20 protein-coding genes and 1 tRNA gene are annotated in these 20,473 nt (G+C 59.7%); 13 read left to right on the plus strand and 8 right to left on the minus strand.

The genetic code is table 11. The features are described 5' to 3' along the window. Positions 1-155 precede the first annotated feature (155 nt). The 3 genes from msrB to MTP16_RS11290 all read left to right on the plus strand — a co-directional run bounded on the left by msrB (position 156) and on the right by MTP16_RS11290 (position 2,087). The gene (gene msrB, locus MTP16_RS11280) at positions 156-707 is read left to right on the plus strand and encodes a peptide-methionine (R)-S-oxide reductase MsrB (RefSeq protein ID WP_243519782.1); all 552 of its coding nucleotides are present in this window, start codon (positions 156-158) and stop codon (positions 705-707) included. A 157-nt stretch (positions 708-864) separates the two neighbouring features. Then, the gene (locus tag MTP16_RS11285; RefSeq protein ID WP_243519784.1) at positions 865-1,656 is read left to right on the plus strand and encodes a DUF3050 domain-containing protein; all 792 of its coding nucleotides are present in this window, start codon (positions 865-867) and stop codon (positions 1,654-1,656) included. A gap of 74 nt (positions 1,657-1,730) precedes the next feature. Further along, entirely contained in the window at positions 1,731-2,087 is a 357-nt protein-coding gene (locus MTP16_RS11290; RefSeq protein WP_243519786.1) for a hypothetical protein, read from the plus strand. 81 nt (positions 2,088-2,168) lie between these two features. Here MTP16_RS11290 and MTP16_RS11295 read toward each other — a convergent pair whose 3' ends face one another. Continuing rightward, positions 2,169-2,882 (minus strand): hypothetical protein, encoded by a 714-nt coding sequence (locus tag MTP16_RS11295; RefSeq protein ID WP_243519788.1) that lies wholly within the window; start codon positions 2,880-2,882, stop codon positions 2,169-2,171. Positions 2,883-3,115: 233 nt separating this feature from the next. On the opposite strand from MTP16_RS11295, the gene metG reads away from it, so the two are divergent. Beyond that, positions 3,116-5,158 (plus strand): methionine--tRNA ligase, encoded by a 2,043-nt coding sequence (gene metG, locus MTP16_RS11300; RefSeq protein ID WP_243519790.1) that lies wholly within the window; start codon positions 3,116-3,118, stop codon positions 5,156-5,158. 187 nt (positions 5,159-5,345) lie between these two features. On the opposite strand, the gene pth is transcribed toward metG, so the two are convergent. The 6 genes from pth to MTP16_RS11330 form a co-directional block, all read right to left on the minus strand. Next, a complete protein-coding gene (gene pth / locus MTP16_RS11305; protein WP_243519792.1) occupies positions 5,346-5,912 on the minus strand; it encodes an aminoacyl-tRNA hydrolase in 567 nt (188 codons plus the stop codon). A gap of 215 nt (positions 5,913-6,127) precedes the next feature. Further along, complete coding sequence (locus MTP16_RS11310; RefSeq protein WP_243519794.1) at positions 6,128-6,700, minus strand: 50S ribosomal protein L25/general stress protein Ctc; 573 nt, start codon at positions 6,698-6,700, stop codon at positions 6,128-6,130. A gap of 95 nt (positions 6,701-6,795) precedes the next feature. Then, complete coding sequence (locus MTP16_RS11315) at positions 6,796-7,263, minus strand: hypothetical protein (protein ID WP_243519796.1); 468 nt, start codon at positions 7,261-7,263, stop codon at positions 6,796-6,798. Between the two features lie 124 nt (positions 7,264-7,387). Beyond that, the gene (locus tag MTP16_RS11320) at positions 7,388-8,449 is read right to left on the minus strand and encodes a DUF6340 family protein (RefSeq protein ID WP_243519798.1); all 1,062 of its coding nucleotides are present in this window, start codon (positions 8,447-8,449) and stop codon (positions 7,388-7,390) included. A 270-nt stretch (positions 8,450-8,719) separates the two neighbouring features. Continuing rightward, positions 8,720-9,649 carry a ribose-phosphate pyrophosphokinase gene (locus MTP16_RS11325; protein ID WP_243519801.1) on the minus strand — a complete coding sequence of 310 codons (930 nt, stop codon included), beginning with the start codon at positions 9,647-9,649 and terminating at the stop codon, positions 8,720-8,722. 156 nt (positions 9,650-9,805) lie between these two features. Further along, positions 9,806-9,878: transfer RNA gene (locus MTP16_RS11330), tRNA-Gln, on the minus strand. Between the two features lie 275 nt (positions 9,879-10,153). Between MTP16_RS11330 and atpD the strand changes: the two genes are divergently transcribed. The 8 genes from atpD (at position 10,154) to MTP16_RS11370 (ending at position 17,985) form a co-directional block, all read left to right on the plus strand. Further along, complete coding sequence (gene atpD / locus MTP16_RS11335) at positions 10,154-11,659, plus strand: F0F1 ATP synthase subunit beta (RefSeq protein ID WP_243519803.1); 1,506 nt, start codon at positions 10,154-10,156, stop codon at positions 11,657-11,659. A gap of 94 nt (positions 11,660-11,753) precedes the next feature. Further along, a complete protein-coding gene (atpC, locus tag MTP16_RS11340) occupies positions 11,754-12,002 on the plus strand; it encodes an ATP synthase F1 subunit epsilon (RefSeq protein ID WP_243519805.1) in 249 nt (82 codons plus the stop codon). 129 nt (positions 12,003-12,131) lie between these two features. Then, positions 12,132-13,205, plus strand: a complete 1,074-nt coding sequence (locus MTP16_RS11345) for an AI-2E family transporter (protein ID WP_243519807.1) — start codon at positions 12,132-12,134, stop codon at positions 13,203-13,205. A 39-nt stretch (positions 13,206-13,244) separates the two neighbouring features. Then, a complete protein-coding gene (locus MTP16_RS11350; RefSeq protein ID WP_243519809.1) occupies positions 13,245-14,393 on the plus strand; it encodes a trans-sulfuration enzyme family protein in 1,149 nt (382 codons plus the stop codon). A gap of 185 nt (positions 14,394-14,578) precedes the next feature. Beyond that, positions 14,579-15,220: a ThuA domain-containing protein gene (locus MTP16_RS11355; protein WP_243519811.1), complete on the plus strand. Its 642-nt coding sequence runs from the start codon at positions 14,579-14,581 to the stop codon at positions 15,218-15,220. A 191-nt stretch (positions 15,221-15,411) separates the two neighbouring features. Next, positions 15,412-16,377, plus strand: coding sequence for a DoxX-like family protein (locus MTP16_RS11360; protein ID WP_243519813.1), 966 nt, complete (start codon positions 15,412-15,414; stop codon positions 16,375-16,377). 14 nt (positions 16,378-16,391) lie between these two features. After that, entirely contained in the window at positions 16,392-17,072 is a 681-nt protein-coding gene (locus MTP16_RS11365; RefSeq protein WP_243519815.1) for a DUF4166 domain-containing protein, read from the plus strand. Between the two features lie 163 nt (positions 17,073-17,235). Continuing rightward, complete coding sequence (locus tag MTP16_RS11370; protein ID WP_243519817.1) at positions 17,236-17,985, plus strand: fatty acid desaturase family protein; 750 nt, start codon at positions 17,236-17,238, stop codon at positions 17,983-17,985. Positions 17,986-18,045: 60 nt separating this feature from the next. On the opposite strand, the gene MTP16_RS25880 is transcribed toward MTP16_RS11370, so the two are convergent. Further along, on the minus strand, positions 18,046-18,633 hold the full coding sequence (locus tag MTP16_RS25880) for a hypothetical protein (protein ID WP_262922671.1): 588 nt from the start codon (positions 18,631-18,633) through the stop codon (positions 18,046-18,048). A gap of 596 nt (positions 18,634-19,229) precedes the next feature. On the opposite strand from MTP16_RS25880, the gene MTP16_RS11380 reads away from it, so the two are divergent. Further along, complete coding sequence (locus MTP16_RS11380; protein WP_243519819.1) at positions 19,230-20,264, plus strand: quinone-dependent dihydroorotate dehydrogenase; 1,035 nt, start codon at positions 19,230-19,232, stop codon at positions 20,262-20,264. Positions 20,265-20,473 lie beyond the last annotated feature (209 nt).

A 20,473-nucleotide genomic window follows, 5' to 3' on the forward strand; every position in this document is an offset into this window, starting at 1 on the left:
CGTGCTCCGACGGCGCTGCTTTGAAGCCAAGCACGTCGCCCTAAATGGCTTAGCCGGGGTGTAAGGTTCCCGCCAGGTTTTCGTCTACCCCGCCGACCAAACCACGGCCCCGCGTCGTATGTAGGCCACTCTTCACTCAAGCCCGCCCCCAATCCATGCGTTTTTCTCTGTTGTTCCTGTTTGTTTCGGTGCTCACCCTCAACGTTGCCTGCTCGCAGAAGCGCGACGTGGCCGTCAACACCGCGCCGCCTGCCCGCACCGTGGGCGGCAAAACCTATTTCCAGCCCAAGCCCGTGACCGGCAAGCCCGACGAATTCCCGGTGCGCCACACCGAGGCCGAATGGAAAAAGCTGCTCACGCCCGACCAATACTACATCCTGCGCGAAAAAGGCACCGAGCGCGCCTTTACCGGCAAATACCACGACAACCACGCCGCCGGCACCTATTACTGCGCCGCCGACCACAACCTGCTGTTCACCTCCGACACCAAGTTTGAGTCGGGCACCGGCTGGCCCAGCTTCTACGCCCCGGCCACCGATAACAGCGTGAAAGTGGCCTCCGACAACACCTTCGGCATGAGCCGCGACGAGATAGTGTGCGCCAAGTGCGGCGGCCACCTCGGTCACGTGTTCGACGACGGCCCCAAGCCCACCGGCCAGCGCTACTGCATGGATGGCAATGCCCTCGTATTTGAGAAGAAAAAATAGAGCTGACTGCATTATTCTGAGAAAATTAACAAATGATAGCCCCTGCGAAAACCATTCGCAGGGGCTATTTCGTTGATGCACATAAGTGCATGGCCATAACGACGGTGTGCTTGTGATATATATTCCTCGGAATAATTAAACTCTTCTTTCCAGCGCAATGAAAACCGTTTCGGACCCCATCGCATTTTTACAGCAAGAAATGGCGCCTGCCCGTCGCCTGCTGCTCAACAACGACCTTTACCACAGCGTGAAGAGCCTCGCCGACCTGCGCCGCTTCATGGAGCACCACGTGTATGCGGTGTGGGACTTCATGTCGCTGCTCAAGGCGTTGCAGAAGGAATTGACGTGTGTGGAAGTGCCCTGGGTGCCCACGGCCGGCTCCGCCATGCGGCGCCTCATCAACGAAATTGTGTTGGAAGAAGAATCGGACGTAGACCAGCAGGGCCAGGCCACCAGCCATTTTGAGCTGTTCGTGCGCGCCATGGAGGAGTGCGGGGCCAATACCGCGCCCATCCGGCGGCTGGTGGCAGCCGTGGCCGACGGCCGCTCCATTGAGCGGGCTTTGGAAATAGCCGACGCGCCCGCTTCGGCGCGCGAGTTTGTGCTCACCACCTTTGACATCATCAATACCGGCAAGCCGCACGTGGTGGCCGCCGCTTTCACGTTTGGCCGCGAAGACCTGATTCCGGACATGTTCCGGCAGTTGGTGAGCGACCTGGGCAGCCGTTTTCCCGGCCAGCTCGACACGTTCACGTACTACCTCAACCGCCACATCGAGCTTGACGAGGACGTGCACGCCCCCCTGGCCCAGCAAATGGTGCGCGAGCTGTGCGGCGATGCTCCCGAGCGCTGGCTGGAGGCCCAGCAAGTGGCCATCCGCTGCATGGAAGCCCGCATGGCCCTCTGGGACGGTGTGAAGCTCGGCCGGCCGCGCGCCGCACTGGCTTAAATTCAGCCAACCACAAGGGGCTGTGTCGCGTTTGAAGTGGGCAGCCTGTTCCGGCTGACTTTCCAGGCGCAGCCATGAAACACTTTCCAATGACGCCGAGCCGCTCGTGGCTGGCATTTTGCCTGGCGCTGGCGCTTTCGGCCTGCACCGCCACCGAGCAAACCGCCGAAACCGCCGTGCCCACGTCGGTGAATTCCGACGCTGACCGCCGCGCCATCTACAACAGCAACGGCACAGGCGCCGTTGGCGGCCGCGAGTTGCCCGATGCCACGCCCAACCGCGTGCGCCTGGGCGAGCAAGCCGCCGACATCAACCGGCAGAAGCGCATCGAAAACGTGAATACCAACGACCCCAACAACACCACGCCGGAAACGCGCATGCAGCGCCTCAACTACGACCCACCCGTCGACACCGCTATCCGCCGGCCGTAGTGCCCGCCCTCATCAAAAAAAGCCCGCCCCGATTGCCGGAGCGGGCTTTTTCAACAAAAGCGTCTTCTTACAGGAGATAGGTTATGCGCTGACCTCGCCGGTGCTGGGGCTGTCGGCAGAGTTGAGCAGGCCGGTGGCTTCGGGCTCGGGTGCGGCCTGGGTGCGGGGCTTGGGGCCGCGCTTGGCGCCGGTAGCGGGCGTGCCCGGCTTGGGGCCGCGGCGGGCAGGAGCCGCGGCGGCGGCGGGCTTACGGCCGCGGGACGCGGCGGGAGCTGCCGGCTCTGCGGCATCATCAGAGGCAGAATCATCGCCCTCGGTGCGGGTGGCGCGTGGCTTGCGGGGCGTGCCGTCTTTGTTCAGGGTTTGGCCTTTTTTGCCACCGTGGCCCGAGTTGCGGCCACCATCGGCCTTGGATGAGCTGGCGCCGTTGGAGCCGGCAGCCGGGCCGGGCACGGAGTCGTAGTGGCGCACAATGGTGTGCAGCGCTTCCTCAAACATGCGCTCGGTATCGCTGTCGAGGCGGCGCGTGGCCTCTTTCACCACTTCCTTCAGCTTGGCTTTCGTTTCTTTGCGGATGCGAGCCACCACCTCACTCATGCGGTTGTTCAACTCTTTTTGCAATTGCTTAGCGGCCGTTTTGAGCGACTTTTTCTGGCTGGCTTTTTTGCTGGCCCGGTCATCGCTCAGGTCAGCGGAAGCACGCCCGGCTTTTTTCGCCGATTTACGGGCCGCTTTTTCTTCCGGCGTACGCTTGGCACGTTTTTCCGTTTGCGACGGAGAAGCAGGTTTTTTCATGTAAAAAAAATGGTTGAATGAAGGTGAAAAGGGTGGGATGGAAGTGCTTATTTGTACACCAATCTTATTTGGCTCCGCTCAAATATAAAATGAATTAGTTGTCAAACGGTTTCGCATGTTTTTAGGTTGAAATAAACCAGCCTGTTTTTACTGGTAAGTTGTTTTCTGCGGTTAGTTGATTCGTTTTTTTTAAGAAATTACGTTTTGTAAACCGTTTCTTTTTCTTGTTTTGTATGTCATCTCTTCCCAAACGTTATACCGTTACCGCCGCATTGCCCTATGCCAATGGACCCGTGCACATTGGCCACCTGGCGGGTGTGTATTTACCGGCCGACATTTACGTGCGGTATTTGCGGTCGGCGGGGCGCGACGTGAAATTCATTTGCGGCTCCGATGAGCACGGCGTTCCCATCACCATTCGCGCCCAGAAAGAAGGCGTGACGCCGCAGCAAGTAGTGGACAAATACCACGCGCTAATTCGGGATTCGTTTAAAGAATTCAACGTGTCATTCGACGTGTATTCGCGCACGTCGTCGGCCACGCACGCCGAAGTTTCGAGCGGGTTTTTTACCAAGCTCAACAACGAAGGCAAGTTCATTGAACAAACCACGCAGCAATATTTCGACGAAAAGGCCCAGCAGTTTCTGGCCGACCGCTACATCGTGGGCACCTGTCCCAACTGCGGCAACGAAAACGCCTACGGCGACCAGTGCGAGCGCTGCGGCACCTCGCTCAGCCCAACGGAATTAATTAATCCGCGCAGCATGCTCAGCGGCGCGCAGCCCATTTTGCGCGACACCAAGCACTGGTTTTTACCCCTCGACCAGTACGAGCCCTGGCTGCGCGAATGGATAGTGGAAGGCCACAAAAACGACTGGAAAACCAACGTGTACGGCCAGTGCAAGTCCTGGATTGACCAAGGCCTGCACCCCCGCGCCGTGACGCGTGACCTCGACTGGGGCGTGCCCGTGCCGGTGCCCGGCGCCGAAGGCAAAGTGCTCTACGTGTGGTTTGATGCGCCCATCGGCTACATCTCGGCCACCAAGGAAGCCTTCCCCGACGAATGGGAAACCTATTGGAAAGACAAGGATTCCAAGCTGGTGCATTTCATTGGCAAAGACAACATCGTTTTCCACTGCATTATTTTTCCGGTAATGCTGAAAGCGCACGGCGACTACGTGCTGCCGGATAATGTGCCCGCCAATGAATTTTTGAATCTGGAAGGCGATAAAATCAGCACCTCGCGCAACTGGGCCGTGTGGCTGCACGAATATTTGGCCGACTTTCCGGGCCAGGCCGATGTGCTGCGTTACGTGCTCTGCGCCAATGCCCCCGAAACCAAAGACAACGATTTTACCTGGAAGGATTTTCAGGCGCGTAATAACAACGAATTGGTAGCCACGCTCGGCAATTTCGTGAACCGTGCCGCTGTGCTCACGCACAAATTCTTCGAAGGCAAAGTGCCGGAACTGGGTGAGCTGACTGCTATCGACGAAGATGCTTTTGCACAGCTAGCCGACTTTCCCGCGAAAATTGGCGAGTTGATTGAGAATTATCGCTTCCGCGACGCGCTGGCCGAAGTATTGAACCTAGCCCGCTTGGGAAATAAATACCTGGCCGAAACGCAGCCCTGGCACCTCATTAAAACGGATGCGGCACGCACCGGCACGGTGCTGCACGTGGCCCTGCAAATTGCGGCCGCACTGGCCCCGTTGCTGGAGCCTTTCCTGCCCGAGTCGGCGCGAAAGCTGGCTGATATGCTAAATGCGGAATTAGGCAATTGGGCCAGCGCCGGCCGTCGCGATGCGCTTACTTCCGGCCACCAATTGCGCGAGGCCGCCTTGCTATTCGCTAAAATTGAAGATGCCGTGGTTGATACGCAGGTACAAAAGCTGCTCGATACCAAAAAGGAAAATCAATTGGCCAATACACCCGTGACGTCGGCTAAATCAGACGTATCGTTTGACGATTTCGGCCAAATGGATTTGCGCATTGGTACCATCGTAGCCGCCGAGAAAGTAGCCAAAACCAAAAAACTGCTCAAACTCACCGTTGATGTAGGATTAGAGCAGCGCACCATCGTGAGCGGTATTGCCGAATATTTCATTCCCGAAGCCCTCATTGGCCAGCAGGTACAGGTATTGCTGAATCTGGCGCCGCGCGAAATCAAAGGCATCCAAAGCCAGGGCATGCTGCTCATGGCCGAAAATGCCGATGGCACGCTGGCGCTCATGCAGCCCAGCGCGCCCGTGCGCAACGGCAGCGGCGTGGCGTAATTCCCGCCTGTCATTGCGAGGCGTAGCCGAGGCAATCCGTCCTCTTAAAGCCAGATACATCCTTTAACCAAAAAGCCCCGGTACCGCATTGGTGCCGGGGCTTTTTAATTGGCTTTTTCACATCATTAGGCTTGTCGCTGAGACCAGGACGAATTGCTTCGCTGCGCTTGCAATGACAAACTGCATTTTACTTCACATTCACCACATTCATGGCCCGCTCCAATCCCATAGAACCAAACGCTAAAACCGCCTCGCCTGCTTTTTCAATGCGCGTAGGCAATTCAATTTGCTCATCGGCTGAAAACGGATTCAGTACATAATCCACCTGCCGGCCTTTGGGAAAATTGGCATCCACGCCAAAGCGCAATCGGGCGTAGACATCGGTGCCCAACGTGGCTTGAATATCCTTCAACCCATTGTGCCCGCCCGCCGAGCCCTGACCTTTCAGCCGGAGCTTGCCAAAGGGCAAAGCCAAGTCATCTGTTACCACTACCATGTTTTCGGCCTGAATTTTCAGCGTGGCCAACCAGTGCGCGGCGGCTTTGCCGCTCAGGTTCATGTAGGTGGTGGGCTTCACCAGCACGTAGGTGTGGCCTTTGTGCTTAAATTCGGTGGTGTAGGCGTGCCGGCCAATTTCAAAGCGCGGCGCGTCAAATTTGGCCGCCAGGTAATCGGCCACCATGAAGCCGATGTTGTGGCGCGTGTCGGTGTACTCGGGGCCAATGTTGCCCAGGCAAAGAACAAGAAACTTCATCTAAACCGCAGATTTAACAGATTAAACGGATTACACAGATTTCGGCATCAATGCTCAGAACCTGCTGCTATTTGGCGTAGCAAAATGCGGAACACTTACTCACTCAAACAAAAAGCCGCCCCAAACTTGGAGCGGCTTTTTGGTCGAAACACAAATTGTCGGATAAAAGAATCTGTGCAATTCGTTTAATCCGTTAAATCTGCGGTTCAGACAAACTAGCGATTGGCGGCCATTTCGCCTTTCAGCGCACGCGGGATGGTGATGGTGGCAATGGGAGCCGCGGCGTTGGTCAGGATGGTGTAGTTGCTGGTTTCCACAGCACCCACCTTGATGGATTTGCCGAGTTCCAGGCCGCTGATGTTCACTTCCACGTAGTCGGGCAGGTTTTCGGCGGCGGCGCGCACTTTCAGTTTGCGCAGCTTGCTCACCAGTTTACCACCGGCCAGCACGCCCGGCGAAACGCCCACGAATTTCACGGGGATTTCCATTTTCACTTCTTTGCCTTCCTGCAGCTCCAGGAAGTCAACGTGTAGCAGCATTTCGTTCACAGGGTGGAACTGGGCATCCTGCACGATGGCGCGGTAGAGCGTGCCTTCCACGTTCAGGTCCACAATGTGAGCCTCCGGCGTGTACAACAGCTCGCGGAACAGGATGGCGGGCACCGAGAAGTGCACCACATCTTTGCCGCCATACAACACGCACGGTACCTGAGCATCCAAACGCAAAGCTTTGGACTCAGTCTTACCGAGATTCGCTCTTTTAAACCCTACAATCTCGAGGCTTTTCATAAAAAAGTGTTTTTGAGAAGATAAAAAAATGGCCCGTTTGCTCCCAACGTCGGGGGCAAACGGGCCGCAAAGGTAGGGATTCTGCTCGTAAAATCCTACGGCTGACTAGGTTTGAACGCAATGGTGCTGAAGAAATGCTTGGCATCTTCGATGGCCTCTTGCTCCTGTGGCAACGAATAGGAGCAGCGAAACACGTAAAGTTTGGCCCCCACCACCACCCAAGTCAGTTCCAGCGCGGCGGGCAGCTGGTGCTGCTCATCGAAGCCGCTGTATAGCTGGTGCATGGCCCGGCCGCCAGGTGCTGAAGGCAGCGTAACAGGAAAGCTGGTTTTGAGCTTGGCTTTGGTGAAAGCGGCATCCGGCAGGCGCATAAGCTGCGCCAGAAACTGCTCGACGTTGGGCACCCATACCTGTCCCGGTTTTAAGGGGTAAGCAGGGGGCGCGGGCACAAAAACCAGGGCATCGAAATTATTATCCGAAGTACTCGTTGTGAAGAGCGTGACCCCGGAAGAACTCAATTCATCGTCGTAAGAGCCGGCGTATGGCATGTGCACCGAAGCCACAGAATCGATTTGGGTGGTGGGCCATGGCACAGGGGCTTGAGCCTGTGCCGAAAACGGAGCGATTCCTAAAAAGCAGCCGAAAAAGGGCAGTCCGATAATGCGCAGAAGCATGCAATGCAGATAATTAATTGGAAGACGGCACGCTCTTAAGCTGCTCCTGCACCACCTGTTGCGCCTGCATGCGGTCATTCAGCACGCGCAGGTAGGAGCGAGCCTGTCCATTGTTGCAGGTAAAGGCCGATTTCTTGGCCCAGTCGATGGCGCCGGGCAGGTCGCCACGCACCTCGCTGGCCACGGCTAAGTTGTAAAAAGCCCGGCCGGCAATTTTGGGGTCGAGCTGGCGGGCCGACTGCTGCCAGAGCGTGGCCGCGCCGGCCCAGTCGCCGGCTTCGGCGCGCTGGGCGGCTTCCTTCATGCGCGTGTCTTTCTTGGCCGAGGTGAAATAGTCGCGGTGCAGGTCGATGTAGGAAGGCGCGATGCGGCGCGCGTAGCCGTCGCCGGCCCGCTGCGCCACCCGTCGGATGCACTCCTGGGGCGGGGGCAGCTGGCGCAGGGCCTGTTGGTAGGTGTCGCCCTCGCCCCGAAACACCAGCTGGTCCTCCTGCCGGGCCTGGTCGAGCACGAAGCCCTGGGCGCCGTAGGTGCGAAAGCCGCTCACAATTTTCATTATCATTTCCACCTGCACGGTGGGGACTTTCTGCTCCTTGCCTTCCTTGTCTTTATAGGTGCGAAAGCCGTTGGTGTGGCTCAGGGCCATGTCCGAGTCGAAGGCTTCAAGCACCACGAGGCCGTCCACCTGGGTGCGGCGGCAAAGGTCCTGCACATAGCGCGGCGCTAGCGGCGGCAGAAAAAACTCGCGGCTGCGGCCCAGTAGCTGCAGCTGTGCCTGCGTCACCTTGAAGCGGTAGCTGTTGTTGGCCAGCGCCTGGCCCACCACGTTCACGCACTCGTCGGCCCCGGCGCGGTCCACGCCCAGACCTTCGCCGGTGAAGGCGCCTTCGAGCACATCAAAAAACTTGTCGCGGCGCGATTCGGGAATAATGCGGTTGGCCGTGGCCACGCTTTGCAGGTTGGCCGGCATAGGCACGGCCGCCGGTGCCAGCGCCTTGATGTGAACCGAAGAAGCGCAGGCACCGAGCAGCAGCGCCGCGAAAAGGAGAAGGGCAGAGGTGTAAAGCTTGTGCATCACGTTTGCAGAAAAAGGTTCCAGTTGAAAGGTCTTTCTACAAAATTGTGCCAAAATCGTCTGTCGTTGCGAGTGGAGCGAAGCGGAACGCGGCAATCCGTCCTCTCTTCGCGACAAGCTTTGCGTAGCAATAAAGCCTTTTCAAATGCAAAAGCCCCGGCGCCATTGCGGTACCGGGGCTTTCTGGTAAAAGGACATGTCAGGCTTTGACAGGACGGATTGCCACGGCCTGCGCCTCGCAATGATAGCCGCCTACCAAGCTAGGCAACTTTACACAAACAGCGAGCTGATGCTCTCGTGCGTCACCACGTTGCGAATGGCGGCGGCAAACAGCGGAGCCAGCGAAATCACCCGGATTTTATCGTTCTGCTCGCGTAGCGGGATGGTGTCGGTCGTAATCAGCTCGGTGAGGGCAGAGTTGCGGATGCGCTCGTGGGCCGGACCGCTGAGCAGGGGGTGCGTGATGACGGCCCGCACCGAGTTCGCACCGCGCTCCATCACCAGGTCGGCGGCTTTGCAGATGGTGCCGGCCGTGTCCACCATGTCGTCCACAAACACCACATCCATGCCCTTCACATCGCCGATAATCTGCATCGAGGCAATTTCATTGGCCCGCAAACGCATCTTGTCGCAGACCACGATTTCGGCCCCAAACTTCTTGGCGAAGGCGCGGGTACGCACCACGCCGCCCACATCGGGCGAGGCGAAAATGAGGTTTTCGAGGTTAAGCGACTTGATGTAGGGCGCCGTTACGGTCGAGCCGTCTAGGTGGTCGACCGGGATGTCGAAGAAGCCCTGAATCTGGCCGGCGTGCAGGTCGCAGGCCATCACGCGGTCGGTGCCCACGCTCTGAATGATGTTGGCCACCACCTTGGCTCCGATGCTCACGCGGGGCTTGTCTTTGCGGTCTTGGCGGGCGTAGCCCATGTAGGGCATCACGATGTTCACCTTGTAGGCCGAGGCCCGTTTGCAGGCATCCACCATCAGCATGAGCTCCATGAGGTTTTCGGCGGGCGGGAAGGTGCTTTGCACCAAGAACACGGCGCAGCCCCGCACGCTCTCGTTGAAGCTCGGGCCCAATTCCGCGTCGGCGAAGCGCTGCAGGGTGAGGTCGCCGAGTTCGGTGCCGTAGGAGTGAGCAATTTTCGCAGCCAGCTCGCGGGAGGCGCTCCCGGCGAAGATTTTAACCTGTGAATCCATAACAAACGAGTGCTAACAAGGTGAAGCAGTGGGAAGAGCGTGGCGGCCCGGCCGAAACCAGAGCCCAAAACGAAGCAGGGCGAAAAAGCGAAAGGCGCTGACCTCTCCGGGAAGTGGAGAAGCCAGCGCCTTTCGTTTGCTATGCGAGCGGTGTCGTTGTCCGACCAGGGCTCGAACCTGGACTTTCTTGAATCAAAATCAAGCGTGTTGCCGGTTACACCATCGGACAATTTCCCAGTGGGCTACGTGCCGTTTGGGAGTGCAAAGGTAGGAAGGGAATAATTCAGCGCAAGGTTTCGCCGAAAAATTTTTGCAAGAAAAACGCCAGCCGATGGGCTGGGAAACCATCTGACAGGGGTTTTTGCCTGATATTCATAGGCTAACAAGTTGAAATAAATTCTTGGCCGGCGCCGGCCGCTGCAAACGTTAGGGTTGGAAAAACGGCGCCCCTGCCGTAATTTTGCGGCCTGAAAAACTGCATAACTTCATCATAAATACAACCAAATGGCCAATACCGGCAAAATCACTCAGGTCATCGGCCCCGTCGTTGACGTGAGCTTCGCGGGCGAGAACACGAAGCTGCCCAACATCCTCGACGCCCTCGAAGTCACGAAAGACAACGGCCAAGTGGTAATTCTGGAATGCCAGCAGCACTTGGGCGAAGACCGGGTGCGGACCATCGCCATGGACTCGACCGAGGGCCTGACCCGCGGCGCCGAAGTGCGCGACCTGGGTGCCCCCATCTCGATGCCTACCGGCGACGGCGTGAAAGGCCGCCTCTTTAACGTGATTGGCCAGGCCATCGACGGCATTCAGCAGCCCAAGAGCGACGGCGGCCTGCCCATCCACCGCAACGCCCCGGCGTTCGAGGACCTGGCTACCTCGTCGGAAGTATTCTTCACCGGCATCAAGGTGATTGACTTGCTCGCTCCTTATGTAAAAGGTGGTAAAATTGGTTTGTTCGGTGGTGCCGGTGTGGGCAAAACCGTACTGATTCAGGAGCTTATCAACAACGTGGCCAAGGCCTACGAAGGCCTGTCGGTGTTTGCAGGCGTGGGCGAGCGTACCCGCGAGGGCAACGACTTGCTGCGCGAATTCATCGAAGCCAACATCATCCGCTACGGCGAAGCCTTCAAGCACTCGATGGAAGAAGGCGGCTGGGACCTCTCGAAAGTGGACCTCGCCGAAATGGAGAAGTCGCAGGCCACCCTCGTGTTCGGCCAGATGAACGAGCCCCCCGGAGCCCGCGCCCGCGTGGCCCTGTCGGGTCTGACCATTGCCGAGAGCTTCCGCGACGGCGACGGCACCGGTGCCGGCCGCGACATTCTGTTCTTCATCGACAACATCTTCCGCTTCACGCAGGCGGGGTCGGAAGTATCGGCTCTGCTGGGCCGTATGCCTTCGGCCGTAGGTTACCAGCCCACGCTGGCCACCGAAATGGGTGCCATGCAGGAGCGCATCACCTCGACGAAGCGCGGTTCCATCACCTCGGTGCAGGCCGTGTATGTGCCGGCCGATGACTTGACTGACCCGGCTCCGGCCAACACCTTTGCCCACTTGGACGCCACGACGGTACTGAGCCGCAAAATCGCCGAGCTGGGCATCTACCCGGCCGTTGACCCGCTGGACTCGACCTCGCGCATCCTGTCGGCCGACGTGCTGGGTGCCGAGCACTACAACACCGCCCAGCGCGTGAAAGAGCTGCTCCAGCGCTACAAGGAATTGCAAGACATCATCGCCATCCTGGGCATGGACGAACTCTCCGAAGAGGACAAGCAGGTGGTGAACCGCGCCCGTCGCGTGCAGCGCTTCCTGTCGCAGCCCTTCTTCGTGGCCGAGCAGTTCACCGGCCTGCAAGGCGTGCTCGTTGACATCAAAGACACCATCAAAGGCTTCAACGAAATCATCGACGGCAAGTACGACCACCTGCCCGAGGCTGCCTTCAACCTCGTTGGTAACATCGAGGATGCCGTGGCCAAGGGCGAGCGCCTGATGGCAGAAGCGAAGTAATTATAGTGCTTGGAGCTTAGTGCTTGGTGCTTGGGTTGTTCTTGCAACTCCAAATGCCAGGCACTAGGCACCAAGCTCCAAGCACCAACAAAACATGCATTTAGAAATCATCACCCCCGACCGCAAGGTTTTTGAAGGCGAAGTGTCGTCGGCCCAGTTTCCGGGTGCCGATGGCGCGTTTGAAGTGCTGAACAACCACGCGCCCCTCATTGCCGCCCTCCGGGCCGGCGACGTGACGCTGACCGGTGGCGCCGGTGGCCGCGAGGTCATCCGCATCGAAGGCGGCGTGGTGGAAGTGCTGCGCAACAACGTGATTGTGTTGGCTGAAGGCGCTTTGTCGTAGCCAATACTTCCTTTTTAATTGAAAAAGCCGTTTCTGCTCAGCAGGAACGGCTTTTTTTATGGCTTGGTGCACGGCGTAAATCCCATATTGCCGTATAGATGCAGCGGCTGTTGCGCTTATTCTCCTCTTATGAAAGACACCCGTACCCCCTTTATGGCCGTCGAAAACATTTACACGCCGCGGCAGCGCTATGTGCTGCTGGTGTGCTCCATTCTGGCACTGGCCGGACTGATGCTATTCGGGCTGGCGCAGTACCTGACGGCGTTTCTGGCGGCCGGCATTCTGTTCGTGGTGTTCCGGCCTTGGTGGATAGCGCTGGTGCACAAGCGGCGGTGGAACCAGCGGCTGGTGACTATTGGCATCCTGCTGGTAACGGTGGTGGTGCTGGTAGTGCCATTCTACGCGCTCAGCTCGCTATTGCTCGACCGGCTGGTGACCTTCGCCAAAAATCCCGAGCAGATTCTGACAGTGGTGCACAAGATTGAAGCCGCTACGGGATTCAAAGTAGCCGAACAGCTGAACGTGCGGGAGATTTTGCTGCAGGGCGGCGCCAAGGTGAGCGGCTGGCTGCCCACGCTGGCCAATAGCGCCCTAAACTTCCTAGTGATTGTGGGTTTGATGCTGTTCACGATGTACTACCTGTTTATGCAGGAGACATACTTTCTGCTGGGCTTGCACCGCTACCTGCCCTTCCGCAACGAAACGCTTATTGAACTGGGCGAGTCGTTGAGGAACAACGTGAATGCCAACGTGCTGGGGCAGGTGCTGGTAGCCTTGGTGCAAAGTATCCTGACCGGACTGACGCTGTGGATTTTTGGCGTGCCGGACGCGCTTTTCTGGGGCGTGGTGGCGTTTTTCATGGCCTTTCTGCCGGTGCTGGGCACGCCTTTGGTGTGGGGGCCAGCGGCGCTGTACCAGTTTTCGCAGGGGCACAATGGGCAGGCCATTGGCATTCTGCTGGTGGGTTTCATCGTCATCATTAACGTGGATAACCTGCTGCGCATCATGCTGGCCAAGCGCATGGGCGACATTCACCCGCTCGTCACGCTGGTGGGCCTGGTGCTGGGCGTGGAGATTTTCGGGCTCATCGGGCTGGTGGTGGGGCCGCTGCTGGTGTCGTATTTCCTAGTGCTGATGGAAGTGTTCCGGCGCGAAAACCGGGCGCACAAAGCCAGCCTGGCTGAAGCGGGCAAAGCGGAGTAGGTGCGACCTTTGCGTCGCAACTCTCCTATTCCCGCCCTGATGACGCTCCCGGATATTCACCCCAAAATCACACCCATCTACCAAACATCCGTCTTCAAGTTTGAGGACCTGGATGCCGTGCAGCAGTACTTCGACGAGCCCGGCAGCCGCTACCTGTACTCGCGCAACGGCAACCCCAATTCCGATGAGCTGGCCGAGGCCGTGAACCGCTGGGAAGGTGGCGCGGGCGCCGTGGCCACGGGCTCGGGCATGGCCGCCATTTTCGCGGCGCTGATGACCTACTGCCAGGCCGGCGACCATGTGCTGTGCGCGGCCGACATTTACGGTGGCTCGGCGGCGCTGCTGAACCTGGAGCTGTCGCGGCTCGGCATCACGGTGAGCTACGTGCCGTTTGAGGAACTGTACGACCTGCAGGCGCATGTGCAAGCCAGCACCAAGCTGCTGCTCTGCGAAACCATGAGCAACCCGCTGCTACGGGTGGTGGACCTGCGGGCCGCGGCGGCTGAATGCCACCGCCACGGCCTAAAACTGGTGGTGGACAACACCTTCGCCACGCCGGTGCTCACCAAGCCGCTGGCTTTCGGGGCCGACCTGGTGCTGCACAGCGTGACCAAATACCTGGCCGGCCACTCCGACGTGACGGCCGGTGCCGTGGTGGCCAGCACGGCCGAAGACGCCGCCCGCCTGCGCCAAATAGGAACCGTATTTGGCCTCACCCTCAGCCCCATGGAAAGCTGGCTGAGTGTGCGCGGCCTCAAAACCCTACGCCTGCGCGTGGCGGCGCACAGCCACAATGCCCAGCAGATTGCCGAGTTTCTGGAGATGCACCCGGCGGTGGAGGCGGTGTACTACCCAGGCCTGCCCACGCACCCGCAGCACGCGCTGGCGGTGGTGCAGGGCCACGGCCTGTTTAGCGGGATGATGTCCATTCGGCTGGCCGATGATGCCGCGGCAGTGAACCGCTTTATGCAGCGCAGCCAGCGGTTTCCGTTTGCGCCCTCGCTGGCGGGCGTCGATTCGTCGTGCTCGCACCCGCTTTACACTTCGCACCGCGCCCTGACGGATGAGCAGCGGGCGGAGCTGGGCATCACCGTGGGGCTGGTGCGGTTGAGCGTGGGCATTGAGCCCGTAGAGGATTTGTTGGCCGATTTAGCGCAGGCGCTGGACTTGGTGAACCCGCCTTTGTAAATTCAGGGCGCCACGGCCGAGGGTGGTTCATGTGGTAATTTGCCCGAAAACACGGACTGCCCGCCGCTTTTTCCTAACACTCTTTCGCTATGAATGCTGCCTGGTGTCGTTTGCTGTTCGTGGGGCTTCTGCTTGGTTGCCGAGAAAAAGACGCTCCTGTGCCGGAGGCTGCCGTGCGGCCCGCTGTGCTGGTTTTTTCAAAAACCAATGGCTTTCACCACGCTTCTATCCCGGTAGGCATTCGAGCCATTCAGCAGTTGGGCCGGGAGAATAAGTTTCGGGTGGATACGACCACCAATGCAGGGAAATTCCGGCTCGACACGCTGCGGAAATACCAAGCCGTGGTTTTTCTGAGCACCACGCAGGATGTGCTGGATGCCACCCAGCAAACGGCATTCGAGCAATACATTCGGTTGGGCCGGGGCTTTGTGGGCATTCACGCGGCCACCGATACCGAATACAACTGGCCGTGGTACAATGGATTGGTAGGGGCGTATTTCAACGGGCACCCGGCCGTGCAGCAGGCCACCGTGCGCGTGACGGACAAAACCCACACCGCTACCAGCTTCCTGCCCGACAGCTGGGTGCGTACCGACGAGTGGTATAATTTCCGCAACATCGCGCCCGACCTGCATGTGCTGGCCACGCTGGACGAAACCACTTACACCGGCGGCACCAACGGGGCCACGCACCCCATTGCCTGGTATCACAGCTACGGCGGCGGACGGGCTTTCTACACCGCCGGCGGCCACACCGACGACAGCTTCCGCGAGCCTTTGTTTGTGCGGCATTTGCTGGGCGGCATCCGGTATGCCATGGGGCAGTAGGAATTGGATGCGCCGACAGTTCGGAAACCACATTTGAGACGACAAAAGACGGAAAGCGCAAAAGCGGTTCAATCTGAATCTTGGCGGACGGCTAACTGAGCGTTTGCAACACAAGGAAGCGCTGCGGTCAGCTGATTTTCTTGTTTTTTTCGGCGCTAAAGTGATGGGTGGTATGTACCTTCATAAGACCAATGAAGAGGCCCTCGATTTACGTAGAAACGCGCATCCGCAGCAGCATGGAGCAGCTGTGGGCGCACACCCAGCAGCCCGATTTGCATCAGCAATGGGACCTGCGCTTCACCGAGATAGAGTACCTGCCGCGGGCCTCGGAGGCCGAGCCGCAGCAATTTCTGTATGCCACGCGTATTGGGTTTGGTCTGGGGGTGGCGGGTTGCGGCGAGAGCCTCGGGACCAAGGAAAAGAACGGGGAGCGCACGTCGGTGCTCAAGTTTTGGTCCGATGAAAAGGTGTCACTCATTCGGGAAGGCGCAGGCTTCTGGAAATACGTCCCTACGGAGGATGGCTTGCGCTTCTTCACGCGTTACGACTACCAAACGCGCTTCGGCGTGGCAGGGGAGTGGCTTGACCGGCTGGCGTTTCGGCCGCTCATCGGCTGGGCCACGGCCTGGGGCTTCGACAGCCTGCGGCTGTGGCTGGAGCAGGGGCAGCGCCCGGCCGTGTCGCGGGCTCTGGGGCTGATAATGGCGCTGGTGCGCTTCACGCTCGGCTTTGTGTGGATATACCAGGGGGTGGTGCCCAAGCTGCTGTTTCCGGACACCGGCGAGCTGCGCATTCTGCAAGGCGCAGGTTTTTCGGCTGGCGCGGCGCACGGGGTAGCGGCGGCCGTGGGCGTGGGCGAAATCCTGTTTGGGCTGCTGTTCTGGCTGCTGCCGATGGACAGGCTGCGGCCGGTGTATTGGCTGAACCTACTGGGTCTGATGGTGCTAGGGGCCGGGGCACTGTTTAGCCAGCCGGCGGTGTTTGTGGCGCCCTTCAACCCGCTTACCCTGAACCTGGCCCTGATGGCGCTGGCAGGAGTGGCGCTTGTCATTCCTATAGAATTGGTTCCCAGCGCCACGCGCTGCCTGCGCCAGCCGCCCGAGGGTGTGCGGCCAGCCGCCAAAGTGCCACAGGAAGCTCCTGCGGCTGTCGCCTAATTACCCTTTGTCTCATGCCTTCCATCTATCAGCAGCAGCTCGGAGCCGACTTTGCGAAGCTTCACCCGCGCATTCAGGAGCGGCTGGCTTTTAGCAGCCACGACCACCGGGCCTTTGTGGGCGAGGGCGTGATGGAGCGGGTGTGGCACGGGCCGTTTTTCACGCGGCCGTTTTTGCGGGCCGGCCTGGGGCGCCAAATAACCTTCCCCGAAACGGGGCGCAACGTGCCGTTTCGCATCGAAAACTACGCCTACGTCGACCCATTGGGCCGCGAGACCGTGACCTGGATTCGGCGCTTCCATTTTCCGCTGCACACCCGCTGCTTCGACGCAACGATGGTGCGCAGCGCCGCCCGTCAAACCATCGTCGATTACCTGGGCACGCACCAGCACGTGGCCGTGGACATTGCCATGGCCGTGACGGCCCGCGGCGGACTCCGCCTGCGCGCCGGCGCCCAGCGCTTTCGCGAAGGGTGGTTAGCGTTTCGGCTGCCCAATGTATTTGCCGCACTGGCCGACGTGGAGGAATGGTATGACGATGCAGCCGCTTGCTACCGCATTGAGGTGGTGGTGCGGAATCCAGTTATCGGCAAGCTGTTTGGCTACAATGGCTCCTTTCAATCTAGCTGGCGTGCGGTGGAGCCGGAGCAAATTCCTATATACGCGCTGCCGCTGCGGTACGAGGCGCGGGAGTGAAACGATAAAGTCGGCTGTCATCCTGAGCGCAGCGAAGGACCTTCTCACGCCGAAACGACTGGCAATCATTTCAAACGACACGAGCGTAATAAGGTCTTCGCTGCGCTCAGGATGATAGACGAATACCCAAACGGCATCTAATCCAAACACTGACTCATTCCGCATGAAACTTGAACTCACTCCGGCCCAGCGGCACATAGAGCTGGCCCGGCCCTGGGTGCTGCTGGCGCTGTATGTGGGCCTGGCGCTGGCTGGCTGGTGGTGGCTGGCTGTGCCGCTGGCTGCTGTGGTGTGCCTGGCGGCCTTCGTGATGATGCACGACGCCATGCACAACTCGCTGGGCCTGAAGAAACCCACCAACGAGCGGGTGCTCACCCTGGCCGGCTTGCTCATCCTCAAAAGCGGGCACGGCTTGCAGGTGACACACCTGCGCCACCACGGCCGCTGCCTCACCGAGGCCGACCCGGAGGGCGCTCCCGCTACCTGGAGCTTCTCGCGGGTGCTGTGGCAGGGGCCCTGGCACACGCTGATGCTGCGGCGTGAGTCCTTGCGCATCGCGCCGAATACGCGGCGTATTCAGCTCATTGAAACGGGGCTGACGTTGGCGCTGCTGGGGGCGTTTGTGGCGCTGTACTGGGCCACGGGCTCGGCGGTGGGGCTGGTGTATTGGGGCGTGGCGTTTGTGATGAGTGCGACGATGCCCATCTGGGCATCGTACGTGCCGCACCACGTGTCGTCGCGCAACCCGGCGGCACGCACGGCCGCCGCCCTGGCCCAGGCCTGGACGCCTATCACGGCCTCCTTCGCCTTTCATCACCTGCACCACCACTATCCGCGCGTGCCCACGGCCCTGCTCTACCGGGCGGCAATTGAGTTTCCCCCGCCGCCTGAGGAAGAACACCATCACCATTAGGCACTAAAAAGCCCCGGCAGGTTTTCTGCCGGGGCTTTTTCAGTTAATGGCCTGTGATTCTTACAACTTGTCCGAAACCTGGTCGGAGAGCTGGCGGGCGGTGCGCAGGGTCTGGAACTCGGCCTGCTGGGCCCGGATGTTCACCTTGTCATCGAAAGAGAAATTGCTGCGGAGCTGGTCGTAGCGGGCATTGAGGGCGCTCATCACGTTGGCAGCGAGGGCCCAGTCGGCCGGCTTCCAGCCCGAACGGTCGTTGTGTACACGGTCCATAAGGCGGTTATAGGCGTCGAGCAGGCCAGCGGTGGTGAGGGTCGAAACCGTGGTTTTCTTCTTTAGAAAAGCCGTTACCTGGGCATCAGTGGCCGGTGAGGTGGGTAGGTCGCTGGCGGTGGTAGTCGTGCCGGATTTCGTAGTGGTGGGCGCCGGGGTGGTGCCGGTGGGCACGTTGATGGTGCGGGTGGTGCGCCGAATGACCTTGCCGGTAGCGGGGTCAAGCTCTTCCACTACTTCGGTTTGCTGCTGGGTGCCGGCCGGAGCGGGCGCGGTGGTCGTAGTGGTTTTGGCGGGGCTCGTGGTGGTGGGCGTGGTTTGCGCGGCGGCGGCCAGCGGCAGGGCCAGAAGCAGGGCAAAAACGGGTGACTTCTTCATGATACAAAAAAGATGGATGGGCCTTTAACGGCAAAAAGAGGCGCGACGGCCAGCCCAGGAGCCGGGCAAGAGGTTTTAAGGCAAGCTTCGCGCCACAAGCCACGGAATGGCAGTGAAATAATATGTGCCCCGACAGAAGCGTTGATGGTCAGCGTGCTGTCCGTTGTGCGGCACTGCTTTTCTCATTCCAGCTAAGCCTGGATTGAATGGTTGACCACGTTGCGCAAGATGGATTGCCGGAATAGCCGGCGGCAATGGAGCGCCTTTGGGGCAAGAGCGTTGCGCACCCGACTGCGGAGGCCGTACTTTGGGGTCACCAAAGCCACTCTACTCATTGCTTGCCGCTGGGCCACGGCTGCCAAGCCCATCCTTCAGCGCCGACATAGAGCGCCTTAAGCGCTAATAGGCAATTGGCCAGTGGATTAGCTAATGGACAAGTGTCTGATTAGCTCCTTTCGCTTTCCCAACTGATTCTGAAATTGGTCTGCATCATCGCCAGCCCAGCCGGCCCCAAGAAAATTCAGCTTCACCACCTGGCCGAAGCCAGTCACTACCAAAGGCCCAGCCGCAAGGGACGGGCCGGTCAGTAATCGCACATGTACAAAGCACTCGTCAAACCTGCCCTCTTCACCCTCGACGCCGAGCGCGCCCACCATTTGGTTTTCGACAACCTGCGGCGGGCGGCCCGCGTGCCGGGGACCAAGGCCATGCTCCGGGCTATGTACGATTTTCAGCACCCGAGTTTGGCCCGGGAGGTATTGGGGCTGAAATTTCCGAACCCGGTGGGGTTGGCGGCGGGGCTTGATAAAAACGCGGCCCTGACCGATGAACTGGCTACGCTGGGCTTCGGCTTTGTGGAAATCGGGACGGTGACGCCCCGGCCGCAGGCCGGCAACCCGCAGCCGCGCTTGTTCCGCCTGCCGCAGGACGAGGCCTTGGTCAACCGCATGGGTTTCAACAACGACGGCGCGGCGGTAGTGGCCGCGCGGCTGGCGCGGCGCCGGAACCGGCAGCTCATCATCGGCGGCAACATTGGCAAGAACAAGGACACGCCCAACGAGCGCGCCGCCGAGGACTACGTGGCCTGTTTTGAAGCCCTGGCCGAGCAAGTCGACTACTTTGTGGTGAACGTGAGCTCGCCCAATACGCCCAACCTGCGCCAGCTGCAGGAGAAAAAACCGCTCATTGAGTTGCTGCAGCAGGTGCAGGAACGGAACCTGAACCGCGCCCGGCCGCGCCCCCTGCTGCTGAAAATAGCCCCGGACCTGACCGATTCGCAGCTGGACGACATCCTCGACATCGCCCGCGAAACCAAGCTCAGCGGGCTGGTTTCCACCAACACCACCATCAGCCGGGAGGGCCTGGCCACGGATGCCGGGCAGGTAGCCGCGCTGGGGGCAGGCGGCCTGAGCGGGCGGCCGCTGCGGGCGCGCGCCACCGAGGTTATCCGCTACCTGCACCGGCGCAGCGAGGGGGCGCTGCCCATCATCGGCGCCGGCGGCATTCACTCCGCGGCCGATGCGCAGGAAAAATTAGCCGCGGGCGCGTCGCTCATTCAGCTTTACACCGGCTTTATCTATGAAGGTCCGGCGCTGGTGAGCCGGATAAATAAGTCGTTGGTGCAAGCCTAGCCGGCAGGCTGTTGTCATTGCCAAAACCTAGCGGGAATGCTCCTGAAACACGGGCTTAATCGCGCCCGGTGGGGCCTTACGAAAACGAAGCAGCCCCTGAAATACCAAGTACTTGAGGGGCTGCTTCGTTTTCGTAAGGCAGTGGCTCAGCCGCCGAGGCGGGCGAAATAAAGAGCCAAAGTTAAGGCCCATTGTGCTTGCGTAGCAAT

It is taken from the genome of Hymenobacter monticola, from assembly GCF_022811645.1.
GTDB lineage: Bacteria > Bacteroidota > Bacteroidia > Cytophagales > Hymenobacteraceae > Hymenobacter > Hymenobacter monticola.